Genomic DNA, 14,635 nt, shown 5'->3' on the forward strand with positions numbered 1-14,635 from the left:
AATATTTTAGAGGGAATACTGATTCCACATCAATATCCCCCTTAATAATTTAGAGCGAATTTCGCTAAAGCACTCGATTATTTAGAGCGCCTTTTTCTTATACTCTTCCATATTTTATATGATAAAGTGCTTCTAATAATTCAAAAATGTACGTAATCGAAAACTTACCAATCAAAGATAAATGATCTGTTCCTACTTGAATAATCATATCAAATTGCTCTTGATATGGTATATTTTCTACTTGAGTAATACATATTTTGTGTGCTTTACTTTTTGCAATCTCTCTTAACATATCTGGATGATCTTGCCAATAACCTCCTGCAATCGAAGAAACAATAATCAAATCATTTTCTGTTAAATCATGAACCACTTCTTTTTGACTTTGTAAAGGATACATCCCTGTACATTTCTTTCCTAAATAAGATAATTCAATTTGTAATTGCATGGAAACTGACTGAGTAAAAAAGTTTCCCGCAAAACAAATTTCATTACTTTGATAAATAAGATCTACCAGTTTTTCTAATTCTTCAAATTCGATCATTTCATAAGTTGATCTTAAGTTTTGTACAATATTTTCAAAATGATCGCTAAATAAATCTTTGGTTGTTTTTCCTTCAACAGGAAAAACAGGCAATTGATGATCAAATTGCATACGCATGGAATCATGATTAAAATAACGTAAATTCATGGTGACATCCATTTTAAAGTCACTAAAACTTTCATAATTTAATTTTCGACACAACCTTGAAATCGTCGCTGTAGAAACAAAACACATTTCTGCCACATCCGTAATATTATATTCTGGTATTTTATTAATATTTTCTAAAATCATCTTTGCTGCATTGGAATAAACATCATCTACTTTTGATGTATTGATAAAATTAATTAAAGCATAAAAAGCACTACGCATCGTTTACCTCACTCATTTTAAGGACAAATACTTGTCCATCATCTAAACAAATACAATTAAGTTGACCTCTTTCTCCTAAAGCAAGTCCCCCATCAATTCCAATTTTATTATGAAATTCATCATCATACCAAACATTAAAACTTTGATTTCTATTAATAAAACAAAGTGGGGTATGACCAAAAATATAAGTCTTATTTAAATCACATTCGCTTAAAAAGAAATAATCACGAATCCATAAAAGAGTATCCTCTTCTTGATCATCAAGATTTCTTTCAGGATCAATTCCAGCATGAACTAGAACATAATCTTTATTATTGACTGTTAATTCTAAATACAAAGGTAAGTTTTTAAGATAATTATAGAGATTTCTTAAAAAAACATTTCTTACAATGGTGTAATCACAATGATACAATTTCTTTTTACGTAGATATGAACGGATATTTTCAATCGTTTTTTCTCCGCCATTTTGTGACCAAAGCTTAAATTCACAACTTGGAAAATCAAAATCATCGTGATCAATGGCTTCTTTTAAAGCCTCTTGCATCATATATTCATGGTTTCCTTTGAGTAAGGTAATATTATCAAATTTTTGAATATAAAAATAAATATCCAAACTACAAGGTCCACGATCACAAATGTCTCCAAGTATATAAAGTTGATCATGACTATTAAATTGTATTTTATCTAACATTCTTTTGAATATTTCAAAATTACCATGAATGTCAGAAAGTACATATGTCTTGCCTTTCATGATGATCACCTAAAATTATCATAGCACAAAATTAAACAATTTGCTTAAAAAAGAGTTAATTTTAAAAAGATGCTTACGCATCTCTTCCAATTGTCGCTACCATAACTGCTTTAATTGTATGCATTCTGTTTTCAGCTTCATCAAAAACAACAGAATTCTTTGATCTAAAGACTTCATCTTCAACTTCACGAATATCGATTCCTTCGTCATGTTTTGTTTTAGCAACAGTTGTTTCAAAATCATGGAATGATGGTAAACAATGCATAAATAATGTTGAATCTTTACCTGTTTTACTCATCATTTCTTGAGTAACTTTATATGGTGACAACATTTCTACTCTTGGTTTATACAAGCTTTCATCTTCACCCATACTTACCCAAATATCTGTATAAATAACATCTGCATCTTTTACTGCTTCATCTACATTATCTGTCACTTCAATTGTTCCACCCGATTTTTTAGCTTCTTCCTTACAATAAGCAAGTACTTCTGGATCGATATGTAATGATTTTGGACCAAGGCAAACAAAATGCATTCCCATTTTAACAGCTCCATACATTAAACCATAACATACATTGTTACGAATATCTCCAGTAAAGACAAATTTAATATCTTCTAATGGTTTATCTAAATGTTCTTCAATTGTAAGAAAATCAGCAAGTGTTTGTGTTGGATGATCAACATCAGTTAAGCCATTCCAAACTGGAACTCCTGAATATTTAGCAAGAGCTTCTACTGTTTCTTGTTTAAATCCTCTAAATTCAATACCATCATACATTCTACCTAATACTTTAGCTGTATCTTCAATGGATTCTTTTTTCCCCATTTGTGAGTTACTTAAAAATGTAGCATGTCCACCTTCATCTAAAGCAGCCACTTCAAATGAACAACGTGTTCTTGTTGATGTTTTTTCAAAAATCAAACATACATTTTTCCCTAATAAATGTTGTCCAATTTTTCCTGCTTTTTTATCAGCTTTTAATTGATGTGCTAAGTCCAATAAATATCTAATTTCTTCTTTTGAATAATCTTTTAATGTTAAAAAATGTCTATTTTTAAAATTCATAATAATCCCCCTTTTAATAACCATAATTTTATCAAAATATTGATATTTCTTCAATATTGATAAATAATTATTATTTTGTTTAAAAATAAGACAAATTATATATAATAAGGAACAGGGAGAAAATGAAAGATGAGAAAAATTGGATTTAGTAACGAAAAATACATTGAATTACAATCAAAACATATCAAAGAACGTATCAAACAATTTGATAACAAGCTTTATTTAGAATTTGGTGGTAAATTATTTGATGACCACCATGCATCTCGTGTTTTACCAGGATTTGAACCTGATAGTAAATTAAAAATGTTATTAGAATTGAAACAAGATGCAGAAATTATTATTGTCATTAACGCCAATGACATTGAAAACAATAAAATGCGTGGTGATCTAGGAATCACTTATGATTTAGAAGTTTTAAGATTGATTGACGCTTTCCAAAACATTGGACTTTATGTTGGAAGTGTTACAATTACACGTTTTGAAAACCAAGTACATGCTATTGCTTTTCAAAAGAAACTAGAAAACTTAGGAATTAAAGTCTTTAGGCATTATCCTATTGCAGGTTATCCAAATGATATTGAAAAAATCGTCTCGGAAGAAGGATTTGGAATCAATGATTACATTGAAACAACAAAACCACTTGTTGTCGTAACAGCGCCTGGTCCAGGAAGTGGAAAAATGGCGACTTGTTTATCACAACTTTATCATGAATACACTCATGGTATTAAAGCAGGATATGCAAAATTTGAAACATTTCCTATTTGGAACATTCCTTTAAAACATCCTGTAAACTTAGCTTATGAAGCAGCTACAGCAGATTTAAATGATGTCAATATGATTGACCCATTCCATTTAGAAGCTTATAACAAAACAACTGTCAACTATAATAGAGATGTTGAAATCTTTCCGGTTTTAGAATCAACATTCAAAAAAATCATGTCAACTTGTCCTTATAAATCACCTACTGATATGGGTGTAAATATGGCTGGAAATGCAATTATTGATGATGAAGCATGTAAAGAAGCAAGTAAACAAGAAATCATTCGTCGTTATTATCAAACAAAACTTGATTTTAAACGTGGTCTTGTTGATAAATCAGCAATCTCTAAAATTGAAGCCATCATGCTTACTTTAGATTTAAAAGCTATAGATCGTAAATGTGTCAATCATGCATTAGAAATCGAAGAAAAAACCAACGAACCAGGATTTGCGATTGAACTTAATGATGGACATATTATCACTGGTAAAACAACATCTTTACTTGGAAGTGCTTCAGCATGTTTATTAAATGCATTAAAATATCTTGCCAATATTGATGATGATATTTTACTAATTGAACCTGAAGTTATTGAACCTGTTGCTAAACTAAAAAAGGGAATCTTAAAAAATAAGAATCCTCGTTTACATACAGATGAAATTTTACTTTCATTAGCTATTTCTGCAAATAATAATGAAAACGCTAAAAAAGCTTTATCATGTATTGAACAATTACAATACTGTGAAGCCCATTCATCAGTCATCTTATCTGAAACAGATATCGATACTTTAAAACGTTTAGGTATTCGTTTAACTTCAGAAGATAAATTCCAATTTAATCGTATATATCAAAAATAAGCCAATTTTGGCTTATTTTTTTAATGTTTTAAGCAATACTGTAAATAGTTCTTTATTTCTTGTTTTCTTGCTTCTATTTTCAAATAAATACTCTTTTCTAAGTATTCTATTTCTTTTACATAACAATGTTGATGTAAATATTTAAAATCTTCTCCTTGACTATAAGGAATAGAGAGTTCAAATACTTCATAATCTTTAAAGAGAAGATGTGAGATTTCATCTTCTAATAAATCAAGACCTCTTTTATATTTTGCTGAAATAAAAACATAAGGTGATTGTGGTTGGATATAAGCATATTTATTTAAATCAATTTTATTATAAACATAAATCATTGGTGTATTTTCAACGCCTAATGATTTTAAGACTTCATTGGTTGTTTCTATTTGCATTTGATAGTCTTCAAAACTTGTATCTACAACATGTAATAAAAGATCTGCTTCTTTTACTTCTTCTAAAGTGGAACGAAAAGCTTGAATTAAATGATGAGGCAATCTTTCAATAAAACCAACAGTATCTGTAAGTAAACAATCATGATTTTTTATTTTAATATGTCTTGTGGATGTTTCTAAAGTCGCAAATAACATATCTTTTTCAAAAACTTTCTTTTGTTTATCAGGACATAACGTATTCAATAAAGTCGATTTTCCGCTATTTGTATAACCTACTAAAGCAATAACCGGAATTTGGTTATTCTTTCTTCTTTGTCTTTGTACTTGTCTTTGTTTGACGATTTCGGCCAGTTCTTTTCGAGAGCGGGCAAGCTTTCTAGCAATGATTCTTCGATCAAGTTCAATTTGTTTTTCACCTGAGCCCCTAAAACCTGAACCACCTTGTTGATGAGACATATGTTCTTGCATTCCCACAAGACGTGGTAATAAATACTGATCACGAGCAATTTCTACTTGCAATTTAGCTTCTTTTGTTTTAGCACGCTCATTAAAAATACGTAAAATCAAATCTGTTCGATCTGTAACTTCTGTTTCAAGTAAATCCGTTAAGTTTTTAACTTGTAGTGGTGTCAATTCATCATCAAAGATAACCATTTCATCTTGAAGTTTTAATTTAATTTCTTCAATTTTACCTTTACCAATATACGTTGCTGGATTTATTTTTTCTAATTTTTGAATCACAACATCAATCACTTCAATATGACACGCCTCACATAAAGATTTTAATTCTTCTTCATAAAAAGGATTTGTTGATGTTAATACTAAGATTGCTTTCATTCTTTCACCTCTTTAAGTATTCTACCAATTAGGAGACGCTATGAAAAGATATAATGACTATTTTACTTTACTCTTTGTCACATTTTTAACACTTTTTTCTTTTTTTCATATGTCAACAATTGTTGATGTCAGCCATGATGTCATTACCATTGTCTTTAAAAATCTTCTACCCTCTTTACTTCCGTTTATGATTCTTGTTTCACTTTGTTTAAATCTAGGTATTTTAGATATCCTTGCTTATTTTTTACAAATTCCTTTTTATAATTTATTTTCATTGACACCAATGATGTCCTCTCTTTATTTTGTCTCCTTTTTTTGTGGTTATCCAACCAATATCAAAATTATTAAAGAAGCTTATGAACTTCATTATATCGATCTTGATGAACTTCAACATCTTCTCTCCATTGCTTCTTTTAGTTCCATCTCTTTTATTTTTGTTTCCTTAAACACACCCTATTCTCTTTTGATTTTTATTTGTCATCTTCTACCAAGTCTCATACTTGCCCTATTTTATCACCATCCTCAAAAAAAACTTACCTTTAAACAAGTACGACAAACTTTAAAACAACCACATCTTTCTTTTGTAAAAGCCTTTAAAAAAAGTGTTCTTTCCAGTGTCTATGCTTTCCTCTTTATTTTAGGATATATGTTGATTTTCCAATTTTTTGTTTCTTTTTTACAAGATGTTTTTCCTCAATTTTCTTTTGATTATCTTAAAGGAATTTTAGAATTTAGTAGTGGCTCTTTAAAGATCATTCATCAGTCCAAAAAAATGCTTCCTTTTGTATGTTTCTTTCTCTCTTTTAGTGGTTTTTCCGTTATGATGCAAGCTGATAATCTCTTAGAAGCTATTCCCTATTCTTTTAAAAAATATTTTCTTTCTCGTCTCTATCATGGAATTCTTTCTTTTATTCTTTGTTTACTATTTCTTCAATTTGGATTGATTTGACAGATGTATGGTATTTATTTATAATAATAGTAACCATTACTATTAGGAGAAAATTATGAAAGAAATTAAGATTCGATACTCTAAACAAAGAGAGCTCATTTTCAACAATTTAAAACATAGATACGATCACCCTACTGCAGAAATGATTTATCAGGACTTAAAAGTAGATTATCACCATTTAAGCTTAGGAACAGTATATCGTAATTTAAATCAACTTGTTGAAACAAAACAAATCAAAAAACTCGATTTAGGAGATACCATGGTTCACTATGATGGCAATATTCAACCACATATGCACTTTATGTGTAACTGTTGCCAAACAATCTATGATCTTGATAATAATGATAAAAAAATTATTAAACAATTTGAAAAAACGTACAAGCATCATATTGATGTTATTGATATCAATATGTCAGGTATCTGTGAAAAATGTTTAGAAAAAAAGGCAGCTTAATTGCTGTCTTTTAATTCACTTTAGATGGATTATAAACACTTGGTCTTTTTAAAGTTTTAACTAGTATATCACATTGTTGCTTATTTAAATCTATTGCGTCAATATGATAATAATATTGACTTGCTGCTTGAATCCCATAGTTCCCTTCACCTAAATAAGTAATATTCAAATACATTTCTAAAATTTCATCTTTACTATAGTGATCTTCTAAATCTTTAGCGATAAAGACTTCCGCAAATTTACGTGAAAGATTTTTTTTAAAAGAAAGACAAAGATTTTTAGCAAGTTGTTGCGTAATAGTTGAACCACCCTCTTTAAAAGAAAAGGTTGTAATATTTATAAACATGGCACGTGCTAAACCATAATAATCTACAGGACCATGTTTATAAAAACGTCGATCTTCGCTTTCTAATACTGCTTCTTTATATATCGGTGAAATTTGATCAAGAGTTACATAATCTTCTTTACTCTTTAGTTGATTGACTCTTTCAGATAAAGATTGTTCTTGGATTTTATCTTGGTAAATTTGATAGCCTAAATAACCATAGTACCCACAAAAACCAGTAATAATAACTAATAATATTATAATCATTTTAAAAAGTAGTTTTTTCATAGAATACTCCTTATGTTATAATCACGTAGAGGTGAATTTATGTCTTTTATTTATAAAATTTTTCTTTTATATCCTTATTGGTTTATTAAAACACTTATTCATTGGATTTTTCAATTTTATAAAAATATTTTTTGTTTACATATCAATGAAAATAAAATTGATCAACTTTCTGGCTTTGAATTTGAGTTACTGATTCAAAAATTGCTTATTAAAAGCGGTTATCATTCTGTCAAAATCACTCAAGCAAGTGGTGATTACGGCATTGATCTTCTTGCCAAAAAGAATCAAGTTTCTTATGGATTTCAATGTAAAAGATATCAAAAAAATATTGGTGTCAGCGCTATTCAACAAGCATATGGTGGTATTTCTTACTATCATTTAGATCGAGCAATCGTTATTACCAATTCTTATTTTACAGAAGCCGCTTATCAATTAGCTGCTGTCAATGATATTTTATTAATTGATCGTCAAAAGCTTTTAAAAATGCTTAAAAAATCCAAACTCTTTTCTAGTCAAATACCTTTTTATTGTTATATTGTTGATATCTTCATTATTGGCCTTTTTTACTACATATACTTACAATTGCGTGATCTTATTTATTTGAGTATCTGTCTTTTTCATCTTCTTTTACTTATTTATATGTTTTTTAAAACATTACGTTATAAAAAATATAATCAAATTAAAGAGTATACGATTCATGATTATCAATAGCTAGAATCGTTTTTTGATAATGTTGATAGATTTTATAACAAATAAATGCACTGAATAAAACAATAAAAACAATCAATATAAAACAATGCATAAAAAAGTTTTCAGGCAAAATATTAATAATTGGATCTAGACGAGGATTAAAAAGCCAATAATCATTACTAAACACCAATTGATGAAACATCACAAATAAACGATCAAAATCAATAAAAGCAAAGAAGCCTAAAATCAAAGGAATGACAATCGTTAAAATGGCTGTCAATTTAAAAAAGCGATATTCTTTTTGTTTAATTTGTCTATAAACCAAATAAGAAGTTGTACAAAAAGTAAGCAAACATACTATTTGAATTATTTCAAAAATGCGTTTCACTTCTTCAAAATGAATACGTCCACCTTTTGACATGATAAAATCTTTAAAAACAAGTTTTCCTTGATAAAAGATAGATTGATAATGTATTAAGATTTGATAATTTTCTTTAATTTGTTGATATGTATAATGTGTATTTTCAACAAGTTTTAAATGATGAATATCAAAATAATAAAGTGGTTTAAAAAAGGCAACAAAAACAACAGAAAAAGAAATGATAAATAGCATGAAAGATATACTTGTCAGTATATCTTTTTTACTATAAGTCATATAAAAATTCTTCACCTTTTTGAACTTCTACTTTAGAAAGGTTTGGATAATCTTGTTGTCTTAAAACTTCATAAATCGTAAGCGCTGCACAGTTAGATAAATTAAGACTTCTTACTTTATCTGACATTGGAATACGTACACAACGATCTAAATTTTCTTTTAAAATTTCTTTAGGAATTCCATCATGTTCATGTCCAAAGAATAAATAATGTTCCTTAGAACTATCACTATAATCTTGATCCGTATAACAAAGTTTTGAATAGCGTGTAAAAAAATGATATTCTCCTGGGTTTTTAGCTTTGAATTCTTCATAAGATTCATAGACATGTAAATCTAAATCTTTAATATAATCAAGCCCCGCTCTTTTCATTTTTTTATCATCTAATTCAAATGACATAGGTTTAATAATATGTAACGCTGTATTGGTTGCGACACATGTTCTCATAATATTTCCAGTATTTTGAGGAATTGCTGGGTGTACTAATACAATATGGTTCATTTTTATCTCCTTCTATAATTCTTTTAAAATTGCATATAATTTTTTAAGTGCTTTAGCACGGTGTGAGTATTTATTTTTTTCTTCTAAAGTCATCTCTGCACTTGTTTTTTGACAAGGTGGGAAATAGAAAATCGGATCATAGCCAAAACCATTGACCCCGGCAATATGATCATGAATTTCACCTTCAAATGTTTCTTGAATCAAGATAGGTTCTTGATCTGGAATACATAAAGCTAGAGCACATACAAAGCGGCATGTTCTTTCTTTACCTTCAATTGCATCAATGATTGCTTGATTGATAATTGGATAAGGGGTATCTTTTCCTAAAAAGCGAGCAGAATAGATTCCTGGAAGCTTTCCAAAAGCATCGATTTCAATGCCACTATCATCCGCTAAAACAATTTTATGTAAATCATCAGCAACATATTTTGCTTTAATCAAAGCATTTTCTTTAAATGTTTTTCCATCTTCAACAATATCTGGAACATCATCATAAACATCTTTTAAAGATTTGACTTCAATATTTAAATCCTTTAACATTGCTTGAATTTCTTTAACTTTTCCTTGATTGGTTGTCGCCACTATGAGTTCTTTCATATTTTCATCTCACTTTCTTTGTATGTATTTTAGCATTTTTTGTATCATAGTTCACTTATTTTCTTTATAATATCTTTAGGAGGTTCATTATGATTAAAAAATTAATTGTTAACGCTGATGATTTTGGTTTATCAGAAGGTGTATGTTTAGGAATTTTAAAAGCACATAGAGATGGTATTTTAACTTCAACAACTTGTATGATGAATATGGAAAATATTGAAAAATATTTAGAAATGACAAAAGCGTATCCAAATTTAGGTTTAGGAGTTCATTTAAATATTACCGTTGGAAAGCCTTTAACGAAAGTTAGCTTTATTGATGAAAAAGGAAATTTCAAATCAAGAGATACTTATAAAAATCGAGAAGCGATTGTATTACAAGAAGAACTGTATCAAGAATGGAAAGCCCAAATTGAAAAGTTCATCAAAATTACAGGGCATAAACCAACCCATTTAGATTCTCATCATCATGTTCATTTACTTAAAAGCAACAGGGATGTCGTTTTAAAACTGGCCCATGAATATGATTTACCTATTCGTCAAGAAACGTACTTACAAAAAGACTTTGAACCGGTTTATTTTGAAGAACTTTTCTATAATCAAGATGCAACTTTTGAAATGATTAATATGATTTTACATAAAAATATTGAAAATTATGAATTGATGTGCCATCCTGCCATGATTGATTGGAAACTTTACCAAATATCTTCTTATCATTTAAGACGTGCTCATGAATTAGATCTCTTATGTAGTCAAAAAGTTAAAGAAATGACGAAAGATATTGAATTCATTAATTACCATGCTATTAAAAAAATCTAGCTTATTCGCTAGTTTTTTTTGGTCGAATCATTAAATAGATTGGTAAGCCAAGAAGAATGCTTCCCCCAATAATATTTCCTAAAGTCGAAAGTAACATATGTAATCCTACTCCACTCCAAGATATGCTTGTACCCAAAGCGGTAAAGGTCATAGAAAATGTTCCCATATTCGCAATGCTATGTTCAAATCCTGGTAAAACAAATGTCATGACAATAATCATCATAATAAATGTTTTAGCCATTTCTTCTTTTAGTTTCATGCCAACAAATGCAGCCGCACATACAATAAAATTACATAGAATTCCTTTAATAAAAAGTTCTAAACCATCAAAACTTAATTTATTAGAAACGACGTTTGCAAGATATTGATTCATCGCTTCATGATTGACACCACTTTTAATAAATAAAAAACAAATCAAGGCAATTCCCACGAAGTTTCCTACATAACAAATTCCCCACATTGGTAAAATATCTAAAAATTTTAATCTTTTATGGTAAACTGGAAACATCGTGGTAAAACAATTTCCCGTAAATAGCTCTGATCCAAGTAAAACAATAATCACTAAACCAATTCCAAAAGCTCCCGCAAATGCAATCTTAGCCGCAATTACATGATGTTCTACAAGTAAAACTGCCAATGTATAAGATAAAATGGTCGCAAGACCTAAATAAAGACCTGCCACAATACTTCTTATAAAAAAACGAAACGGATCTTTTTTAGACATTTCATATTTTGTCATGGCAGCTTTCTCTAATAATTCATAATCCATAAAATTTCCTCCGTTTCTTACAATAACATAAAAAACATATAAATGTAACCACTTTCATTGTTTTTACTTATTTTACATGTTATTTTATCTATGAGGTGGTCTTATGTTCAATCATATAATTCAAGAACTAATTACAAAAGCTATTGAAAAACAAGCAGAAAAAATAATTACTAAAAAAACATCAAAACAAATACAAAAAGATGCAAATACTTTTAATAAACCCCATCTTTTTGTTTCTGGATATTATCAAGCTTATGCATTTTTACTTGTCCTTCCTATTTTAATTATTGTTTTATTATTATGTATATTTATTCAATTTCAAATACATCATTTTGATATGGTTGCTTTATGTTGCATTTTAATGATTTTCTTACTTTATGCTACTTATAAAAGAGTCCATAAAATGTATTTACTTGCCTATTGGCAAGCAGGCTTAACTTTTTATGACCGCAAAGGAAACCAACTTGTACAAATTCCTTCATCCTATTTAAAAAATGCTACTTCAAAAACCAACAAACTTATTATTCCCTATCATAATGAAACTTGGATCATAGAAAAAAATAAAAATGATAATTTAAAAGAAGTAGAAAAAATGCTTTCCTATTTTAAAAACGACTCATTTTGTTATGAATGCCAAAATTTGTACCAATAAGTTATCAGTCTTGACTTCTAAAAAAAGAAGCATAAAATATAGTTTGAATCCAAACTATATAGGAGGCACTTATGTTAGAAGATCAATTTTATTTTCAATTACTTAAATGTTCTAATCATCAAAAAAGATGGATCAATCAAAGAACAATACAAATCGATGTTTTACCAGGACAAAGTAAAGTCCTTCAATGTTTAGATGAGCATGGTCCCTTGTCTCCTAAAGAAATAGGAAAACTATGTATTGTAGATAAATCTACAACAACCTCCTTACTTAATAAGATGGAAAAGATGAATTATATTGAAAAGAAAAATCAAAATCATGATAAGCGTTCTATTCTAATTCATCTAACTAAACTTGGAAAAGAAAAAGCAAAACTTGTCAAACAAATTTGTTTAGAAAGCGACCAATTTATTTTACAAGGACTTTCTAAAAAAGAACAACGAGAAATTATTAGTTTGCTTAAACAAATGAATAATACCTTAGAAAAGGAGGATACACATGGAAACACAAAATAACTTTGCGATAGGAAGTATTCCTAAACATATTATGTCAATTGCGGGACCAATGATTGTCGCTCAACTCATTAATGTTTTATACAATGTTATTGATCGTATTTATATTGGACGTATTCCTCATGTAGCGACCCTTGCTATGGGTGGTCTAGGAATTTGTTTACCAATTATTTCCATTGTCATGGCTTTTGCAAACCTCTTTGGTATGGGTGGTTCCCCTCTTTGTTCAATTGCGAGAGGTCAAGGTAAAAATGATGACGCTGAAGAAATCATGGGTAATTCATTTTCTTTACTTGTCATCTTTGGAATTATTCTTACGATTGTTGGTTTTATTTTCAAAGAAGATATTTTATGGGCTTTTGGTGCCAGTAAACATACCATTAGTTATGCTTTGGATTATTTATCTATTTACTTAATTGGAACTATTTTTGTTTTAGTAAGTCTAGGGATGAATAGTTTTATTAATAGTCAAGGTTTTGCGAAAGTCGGAATGATGACAGTTCTTATCGGTGCTATTTTAAATATTATTTTAGATCCTCTATTTATCTTTGTTTTACATATGAATGTTAAAGGAGCTGCCATTGCGACCGTCATTTCTCAAGGTGTTTCTGCTTTATGGACCTTACAATTTTTAACAGGTAAACAAACTATTTTGAAACTTAGAAAAAAATATTTTAAACTTAATTTCTACTATGTAAAACGTATTTTTTCACTTGGTACAGCTGGCTTTATGATGGGGATTACCAATTCTGTTGTGACGATTGTTTGTAATTCGACTTTACAAACTTACGGTGGAGATCTTTATATCGCCATCATGACAATTATCAACTCCATTCGTGAAATTGCTCAATTACCCGGTCAAGGAATGGCCAATGCCTGTCAACCAGTTTTAGGTTATAACTATGGGGCTAAAGAATATAAACGTGTTCTTACAGGTATTAAGTTTGTCACAATTGTTTCTTTTATAATGATGTTTGTGATATGGCTTGCAATTACCCTATTCCCTGAATTTTTCATTCAAATCTTTACACATAATCAAAAAATCATTAGTCATGGTATCACATCTTTACATCTTTATTTTTTTGGTTTCTTTATGATGACTTTCCAAATGGTTGGACAATCAACTGCCGTTGGTTTAGGAAAATCAAAACAAGCGATTTTCTTTTCGATCTTTAGAAAAGTAATCATTGTTGCTCCTTTAACTGTCATTCTACCAAAATTTATTGGTATTAATGGTGTCTTTATTGCTGAAGCTATCAGTAACTTTATCGGTGGTGGTGCTTGTTATATTACCATGTGGTTGACGATTGGTAGAAAACTTCAACAAAAATGTAAGGAAGCCGTATGAATACCCCAACATTAAACACACGTAGATTGATTTTAAGAAAATTCAATGAAAATGATTTAGAAGCTTTTTATGACATTTTTTCTGATAAGGAAGTCAACCAGTTTCTTCCTTGGTTTCCTTTAAAAAATCTAGATGAAGCTAAAAGCTTTTATCAAGAAAGATATGCTTCTATTTATCAAAAGGAACAAGGATACGCTTATGCTATTTGTTTAAAAAAATAATACTGGCATCAAGGAATTGTGAGTGAAGCTGTAAAATCCATTATTCAACAAGCTCAAAAAGAGGGACTTAATTATTTAACTGCTACCCATGATATTAAAAATATTCATAGTGGTCATGTTATGAAAAAAGCAGGTATGCATTATTGTTATTCTTATAAGGAACACTGGATGCCTAAAAATATTCCAGTTATTTTTAGAATGTATCAAATAAATCTTGATGGAAAGAAACGGATTTATCAAAAATATTGGAATCAATATGAACATTTTATTGAAGAAAACATATAAAGGACA

Annotated in this window: 17 protein-coding genes and 1 pseudogene; 9 read left to right on the forward strand and 9 right to left on the reverse strand. The window is 29.0% G+C overall.

The features are described from left to right. Nucleotides 1-97: 97 nt before the first annotated feature. The 3 genes from LJD34_RS02075 to argF all read right to left on the reverse strand — a co-directional run bounded on the left by LJD34_RS02075 (nucleotide 98) and on the right by argF (nucleotide 2,733). The gene (locus LJD34_RS02075; RefSeq protein WP_147579535.1) at nucleotides 98-910 is read right to left on the reverse strand and encodes a MurR/RpiR family transcriptional regulator; all 813 of its coding nucleotides are present in this window, start codon (nucleotides 908-910) and stop codon (nucleotides 98-100) included. Further along, nucleotides 903-1,661: a metallophosphoesterase gene (locus tag LJD34_RS02080; RefSeq protein ID WP_175300979.1), complete on the reverse strand. Its 759-nt coding sequence runs from the start codon at nucleotides 1,659-1,661 to the stop codon at nucleotides 903-905. Before LJD34_RS02080 ends, LJD34_RS02075 begins: the two co-directional genes overlap by 8 nt. Before the next feature lie 73 nt (nucleotides 1,662-1,734). Further along, nucleotides 1,735-2,733 carry an ornithine carbamoyltransferase gene (argF, locus tag LJD34_RS02085; RefSeq protein WP_227359118.1) on the reverse strand — a complete coding sequence of 333 codons (999 nt, stop codon included), beginning with the start codon at nucleotides 2,731-2,733 and terminating at the stop codon, nucleotides 1,735-1,737. A gap of 123 nt (nucleotides 2,734-2,856) precedes the next feature. Here argF and LJD34_RS02090 point away from each other — a divergent pair, with 123 nt between their 5' ends. Beyond that, entirely contained in the window at nucleotides 2,857-4,341 is a 1,485-nt protein-coding gene (locus LJD34_RS02090) for a DUF1846 domain-containing protein (RefSeq protein WP_227359074.1), read from the forward strand. Nucleotides 4,342-4,361: 20 nt separating this feature from the next. On the opposite strand, the gene hflX is transcribed toward LJD34_RS02090, so the two are convergent. Beyond that, entirely contained in the window at nucleotides 4,362-5,567 is a 1,206-nt protein-coding gene (gene hflX / locus LJD34_RS02095; protein ID WP_227359075.1) for a GTPase HflX, read from the reverse strand. 40 nt (nucleotides 5,568-5,607) lie between these two features. On the opposite strand from hflX, the gene LJD34_RS02100 reads away from it, so the two are divergent. Continuing rightward, nucleotides 5,608-6,516, forward strand: a complete 909-nt coding sequence (locus LJD34_RS02100; RefSeq protein WP_147579531.1) for a hypothetical protein — start codon at nucleotides 5,608-5,610, stop codon at nucleotides 6,514-6,516. A 55-nt stretch (nucleotides 6,517-6,571) separates the two neighbouring features. Then, nucleotides 6,572-6,970 (forward strand): transcriptional repressor, encoded by a 399-nt coding sequence (locus LJD34_RS02105; protein WP_147579530.1) that lies wholly within the window; start codon nucleotides 6,572-6,574, stop codon nucleotides 6,968-6,970. Nucleotides 6,971-6,980: 10 nt separating this feature from the next. Here LJD34_RS02105 and LJD34_RS02110 read toward each other — a convergent pair whose 3' ends face one another. Then, nucleotides 6,981-7,583 (reverse strand): biosynthetic peptidoglycan transglycosylase, encoded by a 603-nt coding sequence (locus LJD34_RS02110; RefSeq protein WP_147579529.1) that lies wholly within the window; start codon nucleotides 7,581-7,583, stop codon nucleotides 6,981-6,983. Between the two features lie 39 nt (nucleotides 7,584-7,622). Between LJD34_RS02110 and LJD34_RS02115 the strand changes: the two genes are divergently transcribed. After that, nucleotides 7,623-8,294, forward strand: coding sequence for a restriction endonuclease (locus LJD34_RS02115; RefSeq protein WP_119363675.1), 672 nt, complete (start codon nucleotides 7,623-7,625; stop codon nucleotides 8,292-8,294). Here the strand turns inward: LJD34_RS02115 and LJD34_RS02120 are convergent. The 3 genes from LJD34_RS02120 to rdgB are packed head-to-tail and all read right to left on the reverse strand — an operon-like array spanning nucleotide 8,263 to nucleotide 10,024. Continuing rightward, nucleotides 8,263-8,928 (reverse strand): TIGR01906 family membrane protein, encoded by a 666-nt coding sequence (locus LJD34_RS02120; protein ID WP_227359076.1) that lies wholly within the window; start codon nucleotides 8,926-8,928, stop codon nucleotides 8,263-8,265. The two genes, LJD34_RS02115 and LJD34_RS02120, sit on opposite strands and share 32 nt — an antisense overlap. Next, the gene (locus LJD34_RS02125) at nucleotides 8,918-9,427 is read right to left on the reverse strand and encodes a tRNA (cytidine(34)-2'-O)-methyltransferase (RefSeq protein WP_032090495.1); all 510 of its coding nucleotides are present in this window, start codon (nucleotides 9,425-9,427) and stop codon (nucleotides 8,918-8,920) included. The genes LJD34_RS02120 and LJD34_RS02125 overlap by 11 nt, the downstream gene beginning before the upstream one ends. Before the next feature lie 12 nt (nucleotides 9,428-9,439). Beyond that, nucleotides 9,440-10,024, reverse strand: coding sequence for an RdgB/HAM1 family non-canonical purine NTP pyrophosphatase (gene rdgB, locus LJD34_RS02130; protein ID WP_119363677.1), 585 nt, complete (start codon nucleotides 10,022-10,024; stop codon nucleotides 9,440-9,442). 89 nt (nucleotides 10,025-10,113) lie between these two features. Between rdgB and chbG the strand changes: the two genes are divergently transcribed. After that, complete coding sequence (gene chbG, locus LJD34_RS02135; RefSeq protein WP_227359077.1) at nucleotides 10,114-10,842, forward strand: chitin disaccharide deacetylase; 729 nt, start codon at nucleotides 10,114-10,116, stop codon at nucleotides 10,840-10,842. 1 nt (nucleotide 10,843) lies between these two features. Here the strand turns inward: chbG and LJD34_RS02140 are convergent, their stop codons facing one another. After that, on the reverse strand, nucleotides 10,844-11,611 hold the full coding sequence (locus tag LJD34_RS02140; protein ID WP_032090498.1) for a formate/nitrite transporter family protein: 768 nt from the start codon (nucleotides 11,609-11,611) through the stop codon (nucleotides 10,844-10,846). Between the two features lie 103 nt (nucleotides 11,612-11,714). On the opposite strand from LJD34_RS02140, the gene LJD34_RS02145 reads away from it, so the two are divergent. The 4 genes and pseudogenes from LJD34_RS02145 (at nucleotide 11,715) to LJD34_RS02160 (ending at nucleotide 14,629) form a co-directional block, all read left to right on the forward strand. Next, nucleotides 11,715-12,263 (forward strand): hypothetical protein, encoded by a 549-nt coding sequence (locus tag LJD34_RS02145; protein WP_227359078.1) that lies wholly within the window; start codon nucleotides 11,715-11,717, stop codon nucleotides 12,261-12,263. 71 nt (nucleotides 12,264-12,334) lie between these two features. Continuing rightward, nucleotides 12,335-12,778 (forward strand): MarR family winged helix-turn-helix transcriptional regulator, encoded by a 444-nt coding sequence (locus LJD34_RS02150; protein ID WP_147579523.1) that lies wholly within the window; start codon nucleotides 12,335-12,337, stop codon nucleotides 12,776-12,778. Continuing rightward, entirely contained in the window at nucleotides 12,762-14,123 is a 1,362-nt protein-coding gene (locus LJD34_RS02155; protein ID WP_227359079.1) for an MATE family efflux transporter, read from the forward strand. The genes LJD34_RS02150 and LJD34_RS02155 overlap by 17 nt, the downstream gene beginning before the upstream one ends. Further along, nucleotides 14,120-14,629 (forward strand): annotated as a pseudogene (locus tag LJD34_RS02160) (GNAT family N-acetyltransferase). The gene LJD34_RS02155 and the pseudogene LJD34_RS02160 overlap by 4 nt, the downstream one beginning before the upstream one ends. Nucleotides 14,630-14,635: the final 6 nt, after the last annotated feature.

The organism is Faecalibacillus sp. MSK20_93 (genome assembly GCF_020589945.1).
Classification (GTDB): domain Bacteria; phylum Bacillota_I; class Bacilli_A; order Erysipelotrichales; family Coprobacillaceae; genus Faecalibacillus; species Faecalibacillus intestinalis.

Bases quoted from the DNA above. Each gene is read 5' to 3' on its own strand.
- rdgB (WP_119363677.1), bottom strand. From the start codon at position 10,024: ATGAAAGAACTCATAGTGGCGACAACCAATCAAGGAAAAGTTAAAGAA.
- LJD34_RS02090 (WP_227359074.1), top strand. From the start codon at position 2,857: ATGAGAAAAATTGGATTTAGTAACGAAAAATACATTGAATTACAATCA.
- LJD34_RS02080 (WP_175300979.1), bottom strand. From the start codon at position 1,661: ATGAAAGGCAAGACATATGTACTTTCTGACATTCATGGTAATTTTGAA.
- LJD34_RS02150 (WP_147579523.1), top strand. From the start codon at position 12,335: ATGTTAGAAGATCAATTTTATTTTCAATTACTTAAATGTTCTAATCAT.
- LJD34_RS02075 (WP_147579535.1), bottom strand. From the start codon at position 910: ATGCGTAGTGCTTTTTATGCTTTAATTAATTTTATCAATACATCAAAA.
- LJD34_RS02120 (WP_227359076.1), bottom strand. From the start codon at position 8,928: ATGACTTATAGTAAAAAAGATATACTGACAAGTATATCTTTCATGCTA.
- LJD34_RS02145 (WP_227359078.1), top strand. From the start codon at position 11,715: ATGTTCAATCATATAATTCAAGAACTAATTACAAAAGCTATTGAAAAA.
- hflX (WP_227359075.1), bottom strand. From the start codon at position 5,567: ATGAAAGCAATCTTAGTATTAACATCAACAAATCCTTTTTATGAAGAA.
- LJD34_RS02140 (WP_032090498.1), bottom strand. From the start codon at position 11,611: ATGGATTATGAATTATTAGAGAAAGCTGCCATGACAAAATATGAAATG.
- LJD34_RS02115 (WP_119363675.1), top strand. From the start codon at position 7,623: ATGTCTTTTATTTATAAAATTTTTCTTTTATATCCTTATTGGTTTATT.
- LJD34_RS02110 (WP_147579529.1), bottom strand. From the start codon at position 7,583: ATGAAAAAACTACTTTTTAAAATGATTATAATATTATTAGTTATTATT.
- LJD34_RS02100 (WP_147579531.1), top strand. From the start codon at position 5,608: ATGAAAAGATATAATGACTATTTTACTTTACTCTTTGTCACATTTTTA.
- LJD34_RS02125 (WP_032090495.1), bottom strand. From the start codon at position 9,427: ATGAACCATATTGTATTAGTACACCCAGCAATTCCTCAAAATACTGGA.
- LJD34_RS02105 (WP_147579530.1), top strand. From the start codon at position 6,572: ATGAAAGAAATTAAGATTCGATACTCTAAACAAAGAGAGCTCATTTTC.
- chbG (WP_227359077.1), top strand. From the start codon at position 10,114: ATGATTAAAAAATTAATTGTTAACGCTGATGATTTTGGTTTATCAGAA.
- LJD34_RS02155 (WP_227359079.1), top strand. From the start codon at position 12,762: ATGGAAACACAAAATAACTTTGCGATAGGAAGTATTCCTAAACATATT.